The following is a 19,000-nucleotide window of genomic DNA, read 5'->3' on the forward strand; positions in this document are numbered from 1 at the left end:
AACGGGTGTTTTTGTATTTATGCGATTGTTTATCGTTTCAAACTAAAGTGCGCTTTAAACTGCTTCATCACACCATTTTCAGGGTAGTCTACCGTAAACCAGTAATCCGTTGACGGTAATGGTTGTCCGTTGTACGTTCCGTCCCAACCATCGCCCGAAGCACTCAGTTGTTTGAGCAACTTACCGTAGCGGTCAAAGATGTAAATCTTGGTTATCGCGGCAAAGTTTTGCAAGCCTGTTACATTCCAAGTCTCATGGAAACCATCACCGTTTGGTGTAAAGTATCTCGGGTAATCTATCACTTGTACATTCTCGATTGAAACCACACCACATGAATAGCCATCCGGACTTCTAACATCCCATACATAAATCGTATGACTACCCAACGATACGTTTTCAAACACGTTGCTGGCTTGTCTTGGTCCGTCGTCTAAACTGTATTCATATATCCCGTATCCATCGTTGGTCACGGTAATGATTTGGTTTTCTTCAAAAGCATTGGTCACTGTATACGTAATGTTTGCTGCCGAACCTGAACGAACCACTTCAAAGGTTGATGCGGCGGTGATAACAGACACACAACCCAATAGTGGTGGATTAACACTCACAGCCTCTACCGTGTAAGTCACGCTATCCGCATTGATATCCGTTACCGGATACGTTGCTGAGTTGGCTCCCGGAATCAAGTTGCCGTCAGCATACCAGTTAAAGGTATAGTTCGGTGCCGTGATACCGCTGTCTAAGATTAAGTTGTTGTTCACTGCCGTTTGGTTCCAATTCACACAAGCGATATTGCTGCCCGTGTTGCTGGTAATTACCGGCTCGGCCAATTTCTCTATCACTACCTCAAAAGAATCCAATTGGTAACAACCCGTTACTGTGTTGGTTACTCTTATCCAATATGTACCGGTTTGTACTTGGTAAGTATCTAAGTTGGTCAGCGCGTTGGCTGAGTTGCCTGCTTCGGCATCCGCCTGACTGTTATAATAGAACTCTACTATGAATGTCGGTGCCGTTTGCGCTGCTCCTAAAATATCATCCACATAACCCGCTAAGCTTGGTTGCGCATTGGTTGGGTTTTGCGTGTACAACATCAAGCCGTCGTTCACCCCATCGTAATCACACTCCAACATATCAGCCATTACAATGTTGATCGTTGGTTTCGGATTCACCAAGATATTGAACTGTCCTACTACACTGCGACACGTGGTAGCATCATTAGTGATTTGAACATAAATCGTTTGCGGATTAGTAAGATTGGTATAGGTAGTCGGATTGTTGATTGGAATGGTCAACGCGGCATCTTCATAGAATCTTACCGTATATGTTGGTGGTGTTGGGTTGTTGGCCATTAAAGCAGCGATTTGACTGGTTAAGTCGAATACCTCAAAGCCGTCATTTACTCCCGATGGATCTGCCTCACAGATTTGGTAATCAGCAATAGCAGCTACTGTTGGTAAAGGATTCACCGTGAGTGGTTGCTCTACTAGTACATAACAGTTATTGCCTAAATAATCCACACGGTTATTCTCTACTCTAATCCATACGCTTTGCTCATTCGGATCAACATCACCTACTAAAGCATTGGTTGGGCTTAGAATTGGGTTAACTTGGTTAATCGCATCCGCTTGGCTGTTGTAATACTCCAATGTTAAGTTAGGGTCGTTGTTCAAGATGTAAGCCGCATTCACCGTTAAATCAAAGAACTCCAACATATCGCCAGGATTGTTGTAATCACACTGTACACCCAAACTCGGTGGATTGGTGTTTGGTGTTGGAATTGGCAATACCCTGATATCTAAAGTTGTTACACTATAACATCCCGCAGCGCTGGTTACACGAACCCCTACGGTTTGAACCGGAGCTGTAAGGTTAGTATAAGCCGTTGGTGTTCCAATGGCATTGGTTACGTTTTGAGCATCGGCTAAAGTTGGGTAGTAAGTTACTGTGTAACCTGATAAGCCTTGCGTAATCATTACATCGCGTACCGTTAAATCAAAACTATGGAAACCATCATTCGGATTGGCATCATCATCACAAACGCTTAAAGGTGTTGGCGTAATTAATAACAAAGGCATATTTATAATCACGTTGAAAGTACCTATATTGTAGCAACCGGTACTGTTGTCTTCTACCCTAACCCAAATCGGTTGTCCGTTGAAAGCCAAGAAATTCGTTGCCGGAATAATTGGAGAGGTACCTTGCTGTGCTGCGGTTGAACTTGTATAATAAGTTACGGTATAGTTGCCGGCCGCTAAAGGTTGTTGGGCCAAAACATCAGCTGTACGAACCGTTAAATCTACTAGTGTGAACCCATTTTGGGTATTATTGTCTTGGTCACAAACTTCAATATCGTTCAAGTTTACAGGAGCAATCGGACTCGGATTCACTTCTAAAACAATCGGAATAACACTCCAACAACCGGTATTGATATCAACTGCTCTTACATAAATGGTTTGCATAAACGGAATGATAGAACAATAAGGTACAGAAGTATTGATAGCAGTATTACCTAACTCGGCATCCTGAAGGGTTTCGTGGAAAGTAATGGTATAAGAAGTTAGACCGTTTAACATATCCGGTACTAAGGAAGCCAAATCAAAATCGCAAGATACGCCGTCTTGGTTGTCATCGCAAATGGTGTAAGGTTGTGTTGGCGGTATAGGCGTTGGTAGCGGCACTACGCGAATATCCATAGTAGAGATTACATAACAACCCGTAATGCTGTTGGTGATACGAATACCCAAAGTTTGTACATAAATGTCTTGGTTTTGGTATTGTAAGTTGGTAATCTCATTGGTGTTGTTTTGCGCATCATTCAAACTCGGATAGAAGCTTACTGCCATACCGGTTTGACCTAATAAGATGTCATCTACTTGGTCGGCTAAGTTAAACACTTCAAAACCTACTGCGCCGTTGTAATCACACAAAGTGTATTGCGGATAGTTCGGCTGGGTTGCGTTTGGTAAAGAATTAACAACTAAGTCTAAACTAACCACATCATAACATCCGGTCAAGTTATTCTCTACACGTACATACAAAGTAGTACTGGCTGTTACATAGCCGGTGATGTTTCCGATAGCACCAATATCACCTTGAGCATCTCCCAAACTGGTGTGGAAGGTTACCGTATGAGTCGACGGGTCGATACTGCCTAGAATTTGCGGTATAGTGGTGGTTAAATCAAAAGTCTCAAAGCCTACTGCGCCAACGTAGTCACAAAGCACATAATCGTCAGGTGTGGTTGCTTCAGGTGTTGGATCAACTATCAATTGTAATGGTAAAACTTCATAACATCCGGTTGTATTTGATCGAACTCTGATGTAGATTATTTGTAACCAAGGGTTAATATTTTCATAAGCCGTAACATCGATAATTGGCGTTGCTCCGGTATTGGCATCGGTTACCGTTTCGTGGAAAGTGACCGTGTAAGGAGCACCACCGGTAACGGCATTGATTACCTGATTTAAGTTAAACGCAATAAAACCATCGTTGCTAAAATCACAACCTCTTAAGGGTTGCGGCGCTGTAACAATTACATCATTAGTAGTAGGATTGATATTGAAAGCAACTGCATTAGAAAAGCAATTACCGGTAATTTCATGGGCTACAATAGTGTGATTCCCTACTGCTAAATTGAAGAAAAGCGGACTAGACTGGTAAGTGCCACCGTCTATAGCATATTCGTAATTATTTCCAACAGGACTGGTAACCGTAACCGTATTAGCATTACATGATTCAACTATAGAAACTACTGGATCTGTTAGAGGAATAACTGTTATTTGTAAAGTAGTGCTATTGGCACAGGCTGTAGCATTGGGTGTAAAAGTATAGGTTGTAGTGGTTGTATTATTTAAGGCAGGCGACCAAGTTCCGGCAATTCCGTTGTTGGAAGTTGTTGGCAATGGAGTAATCACTCCACCATTACAAACCGGTGAAACCGCTGTAAAAGTTGGCGTAACACGTGGGTTAACCGTAATCACCAAAGTAGTTGCAGAAGCACACTGGCCTGCAGTTGGCGTAAAGGTATAAGTAGTTGTAGCGGTATTGTTCAAAGCCGGCGACCAAGTCCCGGTAATTCCGTTGTTAGATGTTGTAGGTAAAGCTGTTAGCGTTTGCCCGCTACAAATTGGCGCAACCGCTGTAAAAGTTGGCGATACATTTGCATTGACAGTTACCGTTAAAGTGGTAGAAGTAGCGCACTGACTATTTATTGGTGTGAAAGTATAAGTAGTTGTTGCCGTATTATTCAAGGCCGGTGTCCAAGTCCCACTAATACCATTATTAGAAGTAGTAGGCAAAGCCGTTAAAGTTTGTCCGCTACAAATTGGCCCAACGGCGGTAAAAGTTGGCAATACATTTGGATTTACAGTGATGGTTAAAGTTGTGGTCGAAGCACATTGCCCGGCCGTTGGTGTAAAGGTGTAAGTTGTCGTAGCGGTATTGTTTAGCGCCGGTGACCAAGACCCGGTAATACCATTGTTAGATGTAGTGGGCAAAGCTGTTAGGGTTTGTCCGCTACAAATTGGTGGTACCGCGGTAAAGGTTGGAGTAACAATAGGATTAACCGTTATTGATAAAGAAGCTATAGTGGCACATTGACCCGCTGATGGAGTGAAGGTGTAAGTGGTAGTAGCTGTATTATTCAAAGCCGGTGACCATGTTCCGGTAAAGCCATTGTTTGAAGTAGTTGGTAAAGCCGTTAAGGTTTGTCCGTTACAAATAGGAGCCACCGCTGTAAACGTTGGCAATACATTAGGGTTTACAGTGATAGTTAAAGTTGTAGGCGAAGCACATTGTCCGGCCGTTGGTGTAAAAGTATAAGTAGTCGTAGCTGTATTGTTTATTGCAGGCGACCAAGTTCCGGTAATGCCGTTTGTAGATGTAGTAGGCAATGCAGCCAATGTTTGTCCGCTACAAATTGGTGCCACAGCATTGAATGTAGGTACCACATTCGGATTGATTACAATGGTCATAGATGCTCTTGAAGCACATTGCGCCGGATTGGGTGTAAAAGTATAAGTTGTTGTAGCGGTATTATCAATAGTGGCCGGCGACCAGGTTCCTGTCTTATTATTTAAAGAAGTCGTTGGTAAAGCCGGTACTGTTTGACCAGCGCAATAAGGTCCAAGTTGGGTAAAAGTCGGCACCACAGTTGAAGAAGTCAAAGGTGGTGTACATACGCCATTCCAAGTAATAGTGAATACCACTACTTGCCCGGGAGATACTCCTGTTACGGTAAAATTAGAACCATTAATGGTGGGAAAAGTTCCTGTTACCGGAGTGCCGCCATCAATGGTATAACTATATGAAAAACTAGTTTGACCAAGGTTATTAAAATCAAAGGCTACTGAAGTCGGCGTGGAATTGGCTGTATCACAAAATAAAATTGGTGTTGCTGTTGGCGCTTGATTGTTAACCGTTACTGTTATAGTTGCTCTTGGGCTTTCACAACCGCCAAGAGTTTGACTCACATAGTAAGTTGTTGTTCCCAATGTTGCTGTACTCGGAGTTGGTGCTGTAGTTGAAGCTGTTCCACCGGTAGCATTAGTCCCATACCAATTTAAAACACCTCCTGTTGAAGGAGTAGCCGTTAAAGGAGTAGCGGTCGTATTTTGGCAATACACTACTGGCACTACCGAGGGTGCGGGGGTTGTAGGAACCGGATTAACTACTAAAGCAATTGGCGTTGAAACACAACCGGATACCAAATCTCGAACCGTAACATTGTATGTCCCTGGAGCTAAACCGGTGAAGGTTGGACTCGTTTGATAATTAACGCCATTTACACTATATTCGTAAGTGGCTGTTTGATAAGCATAAGAGCCAATTTCTGTATAATCTTGCGGGTCTATGGCAGTCCAATCAGCAGGGTTCCAAATCATACTTGGATGCGGTGCAGTGGCCAATCGACGATAAGTATATCCTGATTGATTTAGCGGAGTAAAATCAACACCATCGGTTCTTCCCCACAAATCAAATTCTACATCGGCACTGGTAGCCAATCTAACATTATCGTTAGTATTAAATCCAGGACATGCACTAACTACTAAATCAGGAACTACGCCACCTTGGTTAGCAGCAGAACCTACTCCTACTACATAAACATCATTATTATTTAGTGTCCCGGATAAAGCAAAATCGCAAAAATTAGAGGGACCAGGATTACCGTTATTATAAATTTTCAGTTTGTAATTGGCTAGGTTTTTAGGGGTGCCGGTACCGTTAAAAATTTCGATATAGGAAAGTGCTCCGCTACTTTCATCTGTCACTTCAGAAATAAATAAATCAGTCGGAATTGGCAGTGGTGATGGACCAACAGGATTGGTGAAAACTATAGTTCCTGTCGGCACAGCACAAGTAGGTTGTTGCGTTACACTTACTGTAGGTGGCGGACATGGAGCCGCACCACAAATTTTAGTAGCCGAAGTAAAACAACCTGAACCCGTTGGCGTAACAGTTAAACTAACCGAATCACTGGAAGTTATAGAAGTAACTGTAAATGTTGTAGCTGTAATAGTACCGCCATTCACAGGTGTTCCTCCATTAATACTATAAGAGATAGAATAGCCAGTCGCGCCTGCTAAAGCCGTCCAGTTGAAAACTTGAGAAGTCGGAGTAGCTGTACCACAAACAATGGTTGGCGCTACAGAAGTATTGATACTAACCGTTACAGAAGCGCTTACATTACAATTGACTGAAGTGGTTAAAGCGATATCATCTAAAGCAAAATCATTTCCGGAAGAGTTAGTATTAGAGTTAAACAGCTGAATTTGTGCCGAAGTACTGGCGCCTGAATTCCAAACATAAGTATATTGTGTCCAACCACACACCGTTGCCGAAGCATTGGCCGTGCCTACCAAAGTGCCATTAATTACTGTTCTGATAACGGCCGGATTATTAGGAGCAACTGTTTGTAACCAATATGAAAAAGTATAGTTCTGTCCAGGAGTAACCGCTACTGTTTGTCCCCAAACCAAATCGTTTCCACTGTTAAAAGTAGAACCGTCAACCACCATCATGAATCCGCCTCCAGTGGTGTGATCTACACAAGCAGCAGAGAATCCTGTTTCCCAAGAGTTAGGATTAATGACAATACCGTAAGCTCTTTGGGCTAAAGTAGTATTGGACGGCGTGTAAAAAGTATAATCTGTATCGAATCCGACATTACCGTTAGAGAAATTACCGTTAGCAACCAAATTCACAGTCGTTGTAGCTGTGGATGATACCGTATAGGTTGTAGGTTGGGTTGGGCTAACCACGGGATTAGCAATGTTGGGAGTGGTCAAACTGGCATCACTAGGATTGGCAGTCCAACTATACCCTGTGGCACCGCCACTTGCGGTTAAAGTGGTAGAAGCTCCGGAGCAAATACTGACAGGCGAACTCACGGTCAACCCGGTAGGATTGGTCAATACGATATTGGTTTGCGAGACAAAAGTGCCGGCACTATCTGTTACTGAAACGGTGTAAGTTCCGGCAGCCAAACCTGTAAAAAAACCTGTTGTATTGGTCTGACTGGCAGCTCCCGTCAAAACATAATTCCCATAAGGTGTAGCACCATTATTAGCGTAAGCGGCTATCGAACCATTAGACAATCCCTGACAAGTTGGATTTGTAGCGGTGTAACTAATAGATAAAGGCACCGGTGGTGCGGTTAAAGAAAAGTCATCTACCGCAAAATCATTACCGGCAAAATCAGTATTGTTGTTGTACAATTCTATATTAACACAAGCATTAGTCGGTGTAAAAGTATACACCACCTGACGCCAACCATTGGCTACTGTTGGAGCCGTAGCTGAACCCGAAACTAAAGTAACATTATTGGCATTATTAAATTGAACACCTATATTGGCCAAAGTCCCGCCCGCTGTAGTAAAGATGGAACGTATCCAGTAGGAGAAAGTATAGGTAACACCCACAGTTAAACCACAAACACCTCCACCACTGTTACCGGCTTTCCAAAAACGTTGTTGACCCCCTACATTGGTACCGTCAATAATCATCATTTGGCCACTACCGGTAGTATGATCACCACTGGTAATGAATGATGTTGTATTGACCGGTTGCGGATTGGTAAAGATGGTCCAATTCCCGGCGGCTGTTGTACCGCTGTAAGGAGTTGTTAAAACTGTATAATTGGGCGCTTGCCCACCTTGATGTCCGATGTTGAAACCCAACTCAAAATCGCCGTTGTTCAAGAGATTTTGAGAAAAACCACTCCAGCTCATCATTAAAGTTACAGCCCAAACTATTGTTTTTGAAAAAGTAATCCTCTTCATTTTTAACTAATTATATAAGTTTAAATACCGGTTTTGTCCCTAAAAAGGCCAAAAGTATTGATTTTATTTATTGTTATAAAAAAACCTCAAACTAATGAGGCTTAATTTTATTTTTCGATTTTTCTGCGGTCTCTTTCGATTTTCAACAAATTCAATTCCCTGCTCGTTTGACCGGCTACTGAAGTGTTTTCTTCCGCTCTTCTGATTAAATACGGCATGACATCACGCACCGGACCAAAAGGCAAATATTTGGCCACATTGTAACCATGAGCCGCTAAATTATAACTGATGTTATCGCTCATACCATACAACTGCCCAAACCAAATACGATTGTCGTTTTTCAATACGCCTTTGGCTTCCATCAACTCCATTAATTTGTAAGAACTCAACTCATTGTGCGTTCCGGCAAAAATGGCCATTTTATCCAAATGTTCCATCATGTAGGCTACAGTCTTATCATAGTTAATATCAGTGGCCTCCTTGCTTTCACAAATTGGCGTCGGATAACCTTTCTCTTCGGCACGTTTGTTTTCTTTTTCCATGTAAGCGCCGCGAACCAACTTCATTCCGATGTAGAAACCTTCAGTTTTGGCTTGTTCATGTAGTTTTTTCAAATAATCCAATCGGTCCCAACGGTACAATTGCAAAGTGTTAAAAACGATTGCCTTCTCTTTATTGTATTGGCGCATCATTTCGGTTACCAAATCATCGGCTGCATCTTGCATCCAACTTTCTTCACCATCAATTAATAGTGCTACATCTTTTTCATAAGCCGCTTTGCAAACTTTATCAAAGCGCACCACTACTCTATTCCATTCGTTTTGTTCTTCGACAGTTAACGCTTGCTTTTCCCCTATTTTTTCATACAAATAAAAGCGTCCGAAACCCGTTGGTTTGAAAACTGCAAACGGAATTGCCGCTCTTTCCTTGGCAAATTCAATCGTTTTAAGAGTCATTTCCAAAGCTGCATCAAACTGCGCTTCTTCTTCCTTGCCTTCCACAGAATAATCCAATACAGACGAAACGCCTTTGGTGTACATTTTATCCACTACAGTCAAGCAATCGTCTTCGGTAGTTCCGCCACAAAAATGATCAAAAACAGTGGCTCTAATCAAACCTTCCACCGGTAAATGCGCTTTTAAAGCAAAATTGGTAACGGCCGTTCCGATGCGAACCAATGGTTCACTGTCAATCATTTTGAATAAAAAATACGCCCTGTCGAGTTCAGTATCGGTTTTGAGGGCAAAAGCTACCTCTGTATTATTGAAAATTTTTTCCATGGTATTGAATTGATGGCACAAATATAAATAGTCTCTAACGATTATATATTAATTTTACTTTATTTTTGGGGCTCAATTCGACAAAAAAATGCAAACCATTCAAGCCAACGGTTATCCGGTTTTATTCGGAGAAAAGGAATACGAAACCCTCAATACCTTTATCAAAAAAAACAAGTATTCCAACTTGTTTATCTTGGTAGACAGTCACACCAACGAATTGTGTTTGTTGCGCTTTTTATCGTTCTTGGCTACAGATAAAACCATTGAAATCATAGAGATTGAATCGGGAGAATCAGAAAAGAACATTTCGACTTGTGTGGAAATTTGGAACATCTTGACTGAATTGGGTGCCGATCGAAAAACACTACTCATTAATATAGGCGGTGGCGTTATTACTGATATTGGTGGCTTTGTGGCTTCAACCTTTAAAAGAGGTATTGATTTTATCAACATACCAACCTCATTATTAGCTATGGTTGACGCTTCTATTGGTGGTAAAAACGGCGTGGATTTAGGCAATTTAAAAAACCAAATCGGCGTTATCAATGTACCAAAAATGGTGTTGATTGACACGGAATACTTATCGACTTTACCACAAAACCAAATGCGTTCCGGATTAGCGGAAATGCTCAAACACGGCTTAATTTTCGATGCTGCTTATTGGGCAGAATTTAAAGACTTAAGCCAAGTGGATTTTGCCGACTTCGATACCTTAATTCATCGCTCTATAGCCATTAAAAACGAAATAGTAAGCCAAGACCCGACAGAAAACGGCATCCGAAAAGCCTTGAATTTTGGTCATACTTTAGGCCACGCTATCGAAAGTTACTTTCTGGAAAATGAAACCAAAACCGATTTGCTTCACGGTGAAGCCATAGCCGCCGGAATGATTATGGAAAGCTACATTTCATGGCAAAAAGGATTGTTAACAGAAGTGGCGTATTTCGAAATCAAACAATCTTTAAAAAGTATTTTCGGAATAATTGATTTTGAAGAAAACGATCTTCAACCCATCATGGATTTACTGATTCACGACAAAAAAAATGAATATGGTAAGATTCAATTTGCTTTACTTGATGGTGTTGGTAAAATCAAAATCAACCAAGAAGCTGATAATGAATTAATTACAAAATCATTCATCGATTATAAAAACTAATATTTTTTTACTTAAAATTGTTGTATTTCGAAAATATTATTTTTTACATTTGCCCTAATGAAAAAATGTGCTAACACCAACAACTACAGTATTTACAGCCAAGAAATTAGTGCTTGTTTCTTAGCCGATACTTCCGCTTTTTTACAACAAAAAAGCGATCCCAGCACATTACTTTCGCCTATAACCTTCTTATTTCAGGAAAAACTACCCATTATTTACGCTAATATTAGAGTTTGAATGACAGATTACTTTGTTTTGAAAAATAAATTAATCTAAAATTCTGTATCCTAAATGAACACTAAATATTACGACTTAATTAACCAAACTTTCTATTTTCCACAAGAAGAATTTACTTTAAACAAAGACACACTTCAGTTCCACAACATCGATTTGATGAAATTGGTAGAACAATACGGTACGCCGTTGAAGTTTACTTATCTTCCTGCTATTTCCAACAACATCAACAAAGCCAAAGGTTGGTTTAGAAAAGGGATGGAAAAAATTGGTTACGAAGGCAAATACTATTACTGCTATTGCACCAAAAGTTCTCACTTTAAGTTCATCATGAATGAGGCTTTTAAAAACAACATACACATTGAAACTTCTTCGGCCTACGACATCAACATTGTTGAGAAATTAATGGCAGAAGGTAAAATCAATAAAAACACCTACGTAGTTTGTAACGGTTTCAAACGCGATGAATATGTGACCAATATTGCTCGATTGATGAACAACGGTCACAACAAAACCATACCGGTAATCGACAATTACGAAGAATTGGATTTGCTGCAAGAACAAATTAAAGGCAAGTTCAAAATCGGTATTCGTATTGCTGCCGAAGAAGAGCCGAAGTTTGAATTCTACACTTCTCGTTTGGGTATCGGTTACAAAGACATCGTTCCGTTTTACCGAAAACAAATTCAAGAAAACAAACAAGTGGAACTGAAAATGTTGCACTTCTTTATCAATACCGGTATTCGCGACACAGCCTACTACTGGAACGAATTATTGAAATGTATGAAAGTGTACATCGCCTTAAAAAGAGAATGTCCTACCTTAGACAGCTTGAATATTGGCGGCGGTTTCCCAATCAAAAATTCATTGGCCTTCGAATACGACTACCAATACATGATCGATGAAATCTTAAATCAAATTAAGATTGCTTGCGACGAGGCAGAAGTAGATGTTCCGCATATATTTACCGAATTCGGTTCGTTTACCGTAGGTGAATCAGGCGGTGCTATTTACCAAGTTTTGTACCAAAAGAAACAAAACGATCGTGAAAACTGGAATATGATTGACTCGTCTTTCATCACCACATTACCGGATACTTGGGCCATCAACAAGCGCTTTGTAATGTTGGCTGTAAACCGTTGGAACGACACTTACGAAAGGGTATTGTTAGGCGGAATGACTTGCGATAGCGACGACTATTACAACTCCGAGCAACACATGAACGCAGTTTATCTGCCGAAATACAATAAGGAAAAACCTTTGTATATTGGTTTTTTCAACACCGGAGCGTATCAGGAAACCATCGGAGGATTCGGAGGATTACACCACTGTTTGATTCCGCAACCCAAACACATTCTAATAGATAGAGACGAAAACGGCATCTTAGCCACAGAAGTTTTTTCAGAACAACAAAGTTCCGAAGATGTTTTGAGAATCTTGGGTTACGAACAATAAACTGTCCAAAAAAATCAGTTTTTATTTATAATAATTTTTTAAAAAAGAGTTTGATGGTTTAGAAAAAAAGGTTTTTCTTTGAACCATCAACTACAAACAACAAATCACAATGAGTAAAGGACCTATCAGTCAGTTCATAGAAAAAAACTACCTTCACTTCAATGCTGCAGCTTTAGTTGATGCTGCCAAAGGCTATGAAGAACACCTACTTGACAATGGTAAAATGATGATTACCTTAGCCGGTGCTATGAGTACAGCCGAATTAGGAAAATCGTTAGCCGAAATGATTCGTCAAGACAAAGTGCACATCATTTCTTGTACCGGTGCCAATTTAGAAGAAGACATCATGAACTTGGTAGCACACAACTCTTATAAAAGAGTGCCTAACTACCGCGACTTATCGCCACAAGAAGAATGGGATTTGTTGGAAAACCACTATAACCGTGTAACTGACACTTGTATCCCGGAAGAAGAAGCTTTCCGCAGATTGCAATCGCACTTATATGATATTTGGCACAATGCCGATTCTAAAGGAGAGCGCTATTTCCCGCATGAATTCATGTATCAAATGATCAATTCCGGTGTATTGCAACAATACTACGAAATTGACCCAAAAGATTCTTGGATGGTAGCCGCAGCCGAAAAAAACTTACCGATTGTAGTACCGGGTTGGGAAGACAGTACCATGGGTAACATCTTTGCTTCTTACTGCATCAAAGGAACTTTTAAACCCACTACCATGAAAAGTGGTATCGAATACATGATGTGGTTGGCCGACTGGTATACTAACAACAGTAGCGGAAAAGGTGTTGGCTTCTTCCAAATTGGCGGTGGTATTGCCGGCGACTTCCCTATTTGTGTGGTACCAATGTTGTACCAAGACATGGAAATGCACGACGTTCCGTTTTGGAGCTACTTCTGTCAAATTTCAGATTCTACTACAAGTTACGGTTCCTATTCCGGAGCTGTCCCTAATGAGAAAATCACTTGGGGCAAACTTGACATACATACCCCCAAATTTATTATCGAATCGGATGCCACCATTGTGGCACCATTAATTTTTGCTTACTTACTGGATTTATAAAAGATTTTTTTATGAGAAGAATTATTGTAGATTATGCTAAACTCACCGGAGACATTCTGAACCTATTAGTGGAAAAATTCCCTGAAGGCTACGACGATACCGATATCATTCGCTTTAGAAATGCCCAAAACGAATTAGTAGAAGCGGTTGAAGTTCGTACCGAAGACACTATTTACTTAGTGAAAGTGAGTACCAAATTAGCTAGTCGAATGGAAAAATTTGACGAAGAAGAAGACATCGACGCTGTAGTAGAACCTATCGAACCTATCAAAGGTTTGGATTTGGATGACGACGATTTGCCTTCAGATGATGACGATGTGGAAATTGATCCGTTAAAAGACAAAGGCGGTTCTGACGATGATGACGATGACGATGCTGATGAAGACGACTTTGCTGATTCAGACAACTTTGAAGAAGATGATGACGAAGAATAAAAATAAGTACAAAATTTGAAGTACGATATACAAAGTAAAACTCCCAATTTCTAATTGAAATTGGGAGTTTTTATTTTACACCTGTACACTTCGTACTTTTAACTTCGGACTTCGTACTTATAAGTATCTTTCTTCAAACACTCGTTGATGGTGGTTTTGATGTCCAATAATGGTAAAACCCAAGGCGCGAACCGACATAGGTTTATTGGACGCGATTCCTTTGCGCAACAATTCTTCCTCGTTGAATGTTTTGAACAAGGTTAATGTAGCTTGTCGGACTACTAACAATTCCGTCAATAAATCTTGAATACTACGACTGTTAGCTCTAGCTTCATCCACATAATCATTCTCTTCAAAGCCGGGCAATTCGGTTTTATCATTTCGGGCAAAACGCAAAGCGCGATAGGCAAAAATACGCTCGGCATCAATTAAGTGTTGCAATATATCTTTAATCGTCCATTTCCCTTCCGCATAGCGATAGTCAAATTTATCCATAGGGATTTCGCGAACAAACTTGACCAAGCGATGCACAGAAATTTCCAATTCTTCGGTCAAAGTAAATTCTTCGGTTACGGTGTTGATGTAAGTAGCGTAAAAATCGGCATACTCATCAGTCTTTAATTGTGATTTTTTCATAGTGATTTTTTCATAGTGATTAAGCGGAATTGCGACTCGCATTGGTGTTGCCAAACAACGAGCGCGTTACTAATTTTTCATAAACTCGGATTAATGTTTCGTCACTATCCGGTTGGTTTTTTAAGAGTTGGATTTGTGTCGATGCATATTGTTGAATGGTCAATAACGGCAACACTATTTGCTCTCTAATCACGATTGACGCTTTGCCATCGGGATAGTTTTGCATGAGTTCGGTATGACCGGCAATTTTCAATAACAAGCGTGTGGTTTCCTGAAACTCATCGTATATAATCTGCCAAAAACCACCAAACTCAGCATCGTCTTTCATGTAAGCGGTAAGCGAAAAATTACTTTTGGCCAACGACATCATACTGTTTTCCAACAAAGTCCTGAAGAAAAGCGAATTGTGATACAACTGTTGTACTTCTTCCCAGCGATTGTTGCTTTCAAAATATTTTAGTGCCGTTCCAACCCCGAAAAATCCGGGAACATTTTGCTTTAACTGACTCCAGGAACTCACAAACGGTATGGCGCGTAAATCGGCAAAGTCCAATTTATCGTCTGTATTGCGTTTCGAAGGTCGGCTACCGATATTGGTTTTCGCGTAATATTTCAACGTACTCATTTGTTCGAGATACGGGATAAACTTCGGATGGTTTTTAAAATCGACGTACTTCTCATAAGCGATTTGTGATAAGGAATCGATAATCGCTTTTTCAGTCTCAGACAAATCATTTTCATTTTCGTTAAAAATTTGATTGGCCACGCCGGCACTCAATAAGTTCTCTAAATTATAGCGACATGAATCCAATGTCCCAAAATTAGAGCTAATGGTTTGGCCTTGTACCGTGAGTTGAATTTCCTGATTTTCTATAGTAGAACCCAATGACGCATAAAACTTATGGGTTTTGCCACCACCACGAGCCGGTGGTCCGCCGCGTCCGTCGAAGAAAATTACTTTGATACCGTATTCGCGTGACACTTGGGTAATCATTTCTTTGGCTTTAAAAATACTCCAATTGGCCATTAAATAGCCTCCATCTTTGGTACCGTCGGAAAAGCCAAGCATTACAGTTTGCTTGTCTTTTCGTTCCTTTAAATGTTGGCGATAAACGCTATTTTGATACAACTGCTCCATTATGGTATGTGCGTTTTGTAAATCGTCTACCGATTCGAATAAAGGCACTATATCCACTGTTGGATTTTCCCAACCCATCAAACGGAACATAGCATAAGTTTCAATTACGTTTAACGCACTTTCGTTATTACTGATGATGTAACGATTACAGCCTTTCTCACCATTTTCGGTTTGGATTTCCTGCATCAACTTGATGGTTTCTAAAGTAGTGCGCGTCATTTCGTTTTCGAAGAAATGCTGAGACAGGTCGAATTTCAAATGTGAAACTACAGCCATTTTATCCACTTCGGTCATTTGTTCAAAATCTTCCGGGAAAACAACCGCTTTCTCTCTTTTCAAAAAAGCGGTAATATCGTCGAAAACCTTGGTGTGGATTTTACTGTTTTGGCGAATGTCTAAAGAAGCAAAATGGAAGCCGAATTGGGTAATTTTTTGTAGCAATAAATTGATGTCGTCCAAATACAATGATTGGTGTTTTTCGACCACAATATTCTTTACTATAGTGAGTTCGTTAATCAATTCTTCCAAACTGATAAAAATTTCCCCTTGTGAATAGAACACCGACCGGTAGAGTTTGTATTCCAATCCGGCAATAATGGTATCGACTTCGTTAAAAGTGAGTTTGCGTTTTAAACTTCGGATGTCGAAATAATAACATTTGAGTATGGAAGTACGCAATCGTTTGGCGACTTTCTCGGTAATTTCGGGTGTTACAAACGGATTACCATCGCGATCGCCACCCGGCCAAAATCCCAAATTAACAATTGGATTTTCTATCAAATTCCCTTCGAATATATTTTTCTGAAGGTATTGCATCATATCGCCTATGGTTTGGTAAAACACATTCTCCAAGTACCAAAGCAAGCTCACGGCTTCGTCAAAAGGCGTTGGTTTTTCTTTTTTGATAAAAGGCGTTTTGCCCAATTGCGCCAGTAATTGTTTGATTTTTATCAAATCGTTTATGCGAATGGCTGCTGTCAAATCGGTGATGATACCGAGCACCGAACCCGGATAAAATTGTGTCGGATGCGCTGTTAAAACGGTTCGTACATTGAAGGTTTCCAGAAACGAGATGAGTTCTTTTCGTTTGTCTTTGGCTTCGGTTTTCTCTTTGATGTCGCGCAACGAACCACGACCTTCCATATTATTCACTATCGGGAAAGCTGCGTCTTCTATGGCATCGAACAAAACCACTTGGCGTTCTACGTACTGAATAAAGCGAAACATCAAATCGATTTTCTCCGATTCGGAAGCATTGTCCAAGTACTTTTCGGCAAAGAAATCTACGATTTGTTTGGGTGACCAATGGTTCTTGAATCCGTTGTCGCAAACTTCGGAGAACAAAGGCAACAAAACACCGGTGTTATCGATAGCATCAAATGGCAAAGTGATGAACACACTGTTGTAAATATGGTATTTAGACAATACATTTTGGTTGAAACGCTCAATTTTCGGTAAAGTGTACATGGCCGCTAATTTTGGCTTAAATTAATAAAAAAACCTCAAGCTTTCACTTGAGGTTTTAAATATATTTTCGGATTAACACTAGTCTAATTCTTGGAAGATAGTGTGCATCAAACGCTTTTTATCGTTGATACTTTCCTCTAACGAAATCATGGTTTCAGTTCTGTAAACGCCTTCGATGTCGTCAATCATAAAGATAACATCTTTAGCATGTTTGGTATCTTTCGCTCTGATTTTACAGAAGATGTTAAATTTACCGGTAGTAACGTGTGCTACGGTTACATATGGAATTTCATTGATTCTTTCCAAAACGAATTTGGTTTGAGAAGTATTGTTCAAAAACACCCCTACGTAAGCGATAAACGAATAACCTAATTTTTCATAGTCTAACGACAATGACGAACCCATAATGATACCGGAATCTTCCATTTTTTTCACTCTGACGTGAACAGTACCGGCGGAAATTAATAATTTCTTAGCGATATCGGTGAAAGGAATTCTGGTGTTGTCAATCAACATGTCCAAAATTTGGTGGTCTACTTCATCTAAACGAAACTTACTCATAAAACTTATCTATTGGTTTATTATAATAACGCCACAAAAAAAATACATTTTTTCTAATAAAAAAAGTCAATTGCTAATTATTTATCAAACCATTAACAATTTTGATATTTTTTCCTAAAGAAAAATTCGCTTTTTGCTCAATATTCGGAAATCCACTTTCGTTGTCTTGGTACGCTTCGCCTCGGGCGTTAACTGTAACATGGCCAAAGTAATTTTCCAAATGGTCAATTTGAGCAATACGCGCTTCAAATCCGACTTTATTATCCTTTAGTACTTCTTTGTATTGTGCTGCAAAATTGACAATTTTTTCGTTACCATCATAATTTATCTTGACATTTTTATAAACAAAATCATAAAAAACCACTTTATTTTGCGGAATTTTTAAATAATCATCGATTTTATTGCTAACTACATCGTTTTCGTTCAAATAGTTGATTCCCGACAATAATGCCATAAAAATAAACTTTCGGGTTTGTTCCCTTTCATAATCGTTTTGAAAATGACCGGCTTCGAACAAAATAGTCGGCACATTCAGACTCTGAAAAGTATCCCCTATACAATTGAGATTAAAACCGTCATCAAAACGACCAACCTGATTGGGAATTACTTTTTGCAAACAAGAATTCATGGCCACAATGACATCGATGGCTTTAATTCGCGTTTCATTCATATCTCGATTCTCATTAAAAGCCGGTGCCAAAAATGAAACCGTTGCAGGATGTCCACTCTCGCCTGCTCCAAAAATGGTTCGCTGATCGTGTAAATTATAGGCGTAATGCGGCTGAAAGGTTTCAAACACTTGGCGCAACACCACACTTTCCGGTTGGGTTAAGTTTTGGGCGTCCCGATTTAAGTCGACTCCATTCGCATTTTCCCTTGTATACGCTGCTGCGCCATCGGGATTTACCATTGGCAACAAGCAAAAAGTAAAGGAATTCAATAGAGTTTGACTTTCGGGCGTATCTGAGTGCAGAAAATTGACAAAATCGAATAGCGCTTTGGTCGTAGTACTTTCGTTGCCGTGCATTTGCGACCACATGAAGATTTTCGTTTTGCCATTTCCCAAAAGCAGTTGGTAAATGGGTTTGCCCAAAATGGACTGCCCTACTACAGTAGTTTGGCAACGACTTAAAAGCGGCTCGATATGATTTAGCGTTAGGTATCTTCCTGAAATACTACGCTCTTGGTATTTTTGATGTAATGCTGCATAATCCATAGCACAAATTTAGCTAAAAAGGATTTGCTTAGCTCACCAAAACAAAAAAAACGCCTA

General features: G+C 40.1%; 11 protein-coding genes. 5 read left to right on the forward strand and 6 right to left on the reverse strand.

Annotated elements, in window-relative coordinates:
- Window positions 1-29: 29 nt before the first annotated feature.
- Together SK086_RS08515 and SK086_RS08520 are read right to left on the reverse strand one after the other, a co-directional pair.
- Window positions 30-8,282: a T9SS type B sorting domain-containing protein gene (locus tag SK086_RS08515; protein WP_324690940.1), complete on the reverse strand. Its 8,253-nt coding sequence runs from the start codon at window positions 8,280-8,282 to the stop codon at window positions 30-32.
- Between the two features lie 107 nt (window positions 8,283-8,389).
- Window positions 8,390-9,562 (reverse strand): proline dehydrogenase family protein, encoded by a 1,173-nt coding sequence (locus SK086_RS08520; protein WP_324690942.1) that lies wholly within the window; start codon window positions 9,560-9,562, stop codon window positions 8,390-8,392.
- Window positions 9,563-9,650: 88 nt separating this feature from the next.
- Between SK086_RS08520 and aroB the strand changes: the two genes are divergently transcribed.
- The 5 genes from aroB (at window position 9,651) to SK086_RS08545 (ending at window position 13,925) form a co-directional block, all read left to right on the forward strand.
- The gene (aroB, locus tag SK086_RS08525; RefSeq protein ID WP_324690944.1) at window positions 9,651-10,718 is read left to right on the forward strand and encodes a 3-dehydroquinate synthase; all 1,068 of its coding nucleotides are present in this window, start codon (window positions 9,651-9,653) and stop codon (window positions 10,716-10,718) included.
- Between the two features lie 57 nt (window positions 10,719-10,775).
- Window positions 10,776-10,955 carry a hypothetical protein gene (locus SK086_RS08530; protein WP_324690945.1) on the forward strand — a complete coding sequence of 60 codons (180 nt, stop codon included), beginning with the start codon at window positions 10,776-10,778 and terminating at the stop codon, window positions 10,953-10,955.
- A 54-nt stretch (window positions 10,956-11,009) separates the two neighbouring features.
- Window positions 11,010-12,407, forward strand: a complete 1,398-nt coding sequence (locus SK086_RS08535; RefSeq protein ID WP_290874289.1) for a type III PLP-dependent enzyme domain-containing protein — start codon at window positions 11,010-11,012, stop codon at window positions 12,405-12,407.
- A 109-nt stretch (window positions 12,408-12,516) separates the two neighbouring features.
- Window positions 12,517-13,491, forward strand: coding sequence for a deoxyhypusine synthase family protein (locus SK086_RS08540; protein WP_290874293.1), 975 nt, complete (start codon window positions 12,517-12,519; stop codon window positions 13,489-13,491).
- Window positions 13,492-13,502: 11 nt separating this feature from the next.
- Entirely contained in the window at window positions 13,503-13,925 is a 423-nt protein-coding gene (locus SK086_RS08545; RefSeq protein WP_324690948.1) for a DNA primase, read from the forward strand.
- A gap of 117 nt (window positions 13,926-14,042) precedes the next feature.
- On the opposite strand, the gene SK086_RS08550 is transcribed toward SK086_RS08545, so the two are convergent.
- From SK086_RS08550 to SK086_RS08565, 4 genes are all read right to left on the reverse strand, one after another.
- The gene (locus SK086_RS08550) at window positions 14,043-14,561 is read right to left on the reverse strand and encodes a DinB family protein (RefSeq protein WP_324690949.1); all 519 of its coding nucleotides are present in this window, start codon (window positions 14,559-14,561) and stop codon (window positions 14,043-14,045) included.
- A gap of 19 nt (window positions 14,562-14,580) precedes the next feature.
- Complete coding sequence (locus tag SK086_RS08555) at window positions 14,581-17,166, reverse strand: phosphoenolpyruvate carboxylase (protein ID WP_324690950.1); 2,586 nt, start codon at window positions 17,164-17,166, stop codon at window positions 14,581-14,583.
- Between the two features lie 78 nt (window positions 17,167-17,244).
- Window positions 17,245-17,727 (reverse strand): Lrp/AsnC family transcriptional regulator, encoded by a 483-nt coding sequence (locus SK086_RS08560; protein ID WP_121313528.1) that lies wholly within the window; start codon window positions 17,725-17,727, stop codon window positions 17,245-17,247.
- Window positions 17,728-17,800: 73 nt separating this feature from the next.
- On the reverse strand, window positions 17,801-18,943 hold the full coding sequence (locus SK086_RS08565) for a M14 family metallopeptidase (RefSeq protein WP_324690952.1): 1,143 nt from the start codon (window positions 18,941-18,943) through the stop codon (window positions 17,801-17,803).
- Between the last annotated feature and the right edge of the window lie 57 nt (window positions 18,944-19,000).

The sequence above is a fragment of the Flavobacterium cheonhonense genome, assembly GCF_035671315.1.
Classification (GTDB): domain Bacteria; phylum Bacteroidota; class Bacteroidia; order Flavobacteriales; family Flavobacteriaceae; genus Flavobacterium; species Flavobacterium cheonhonense.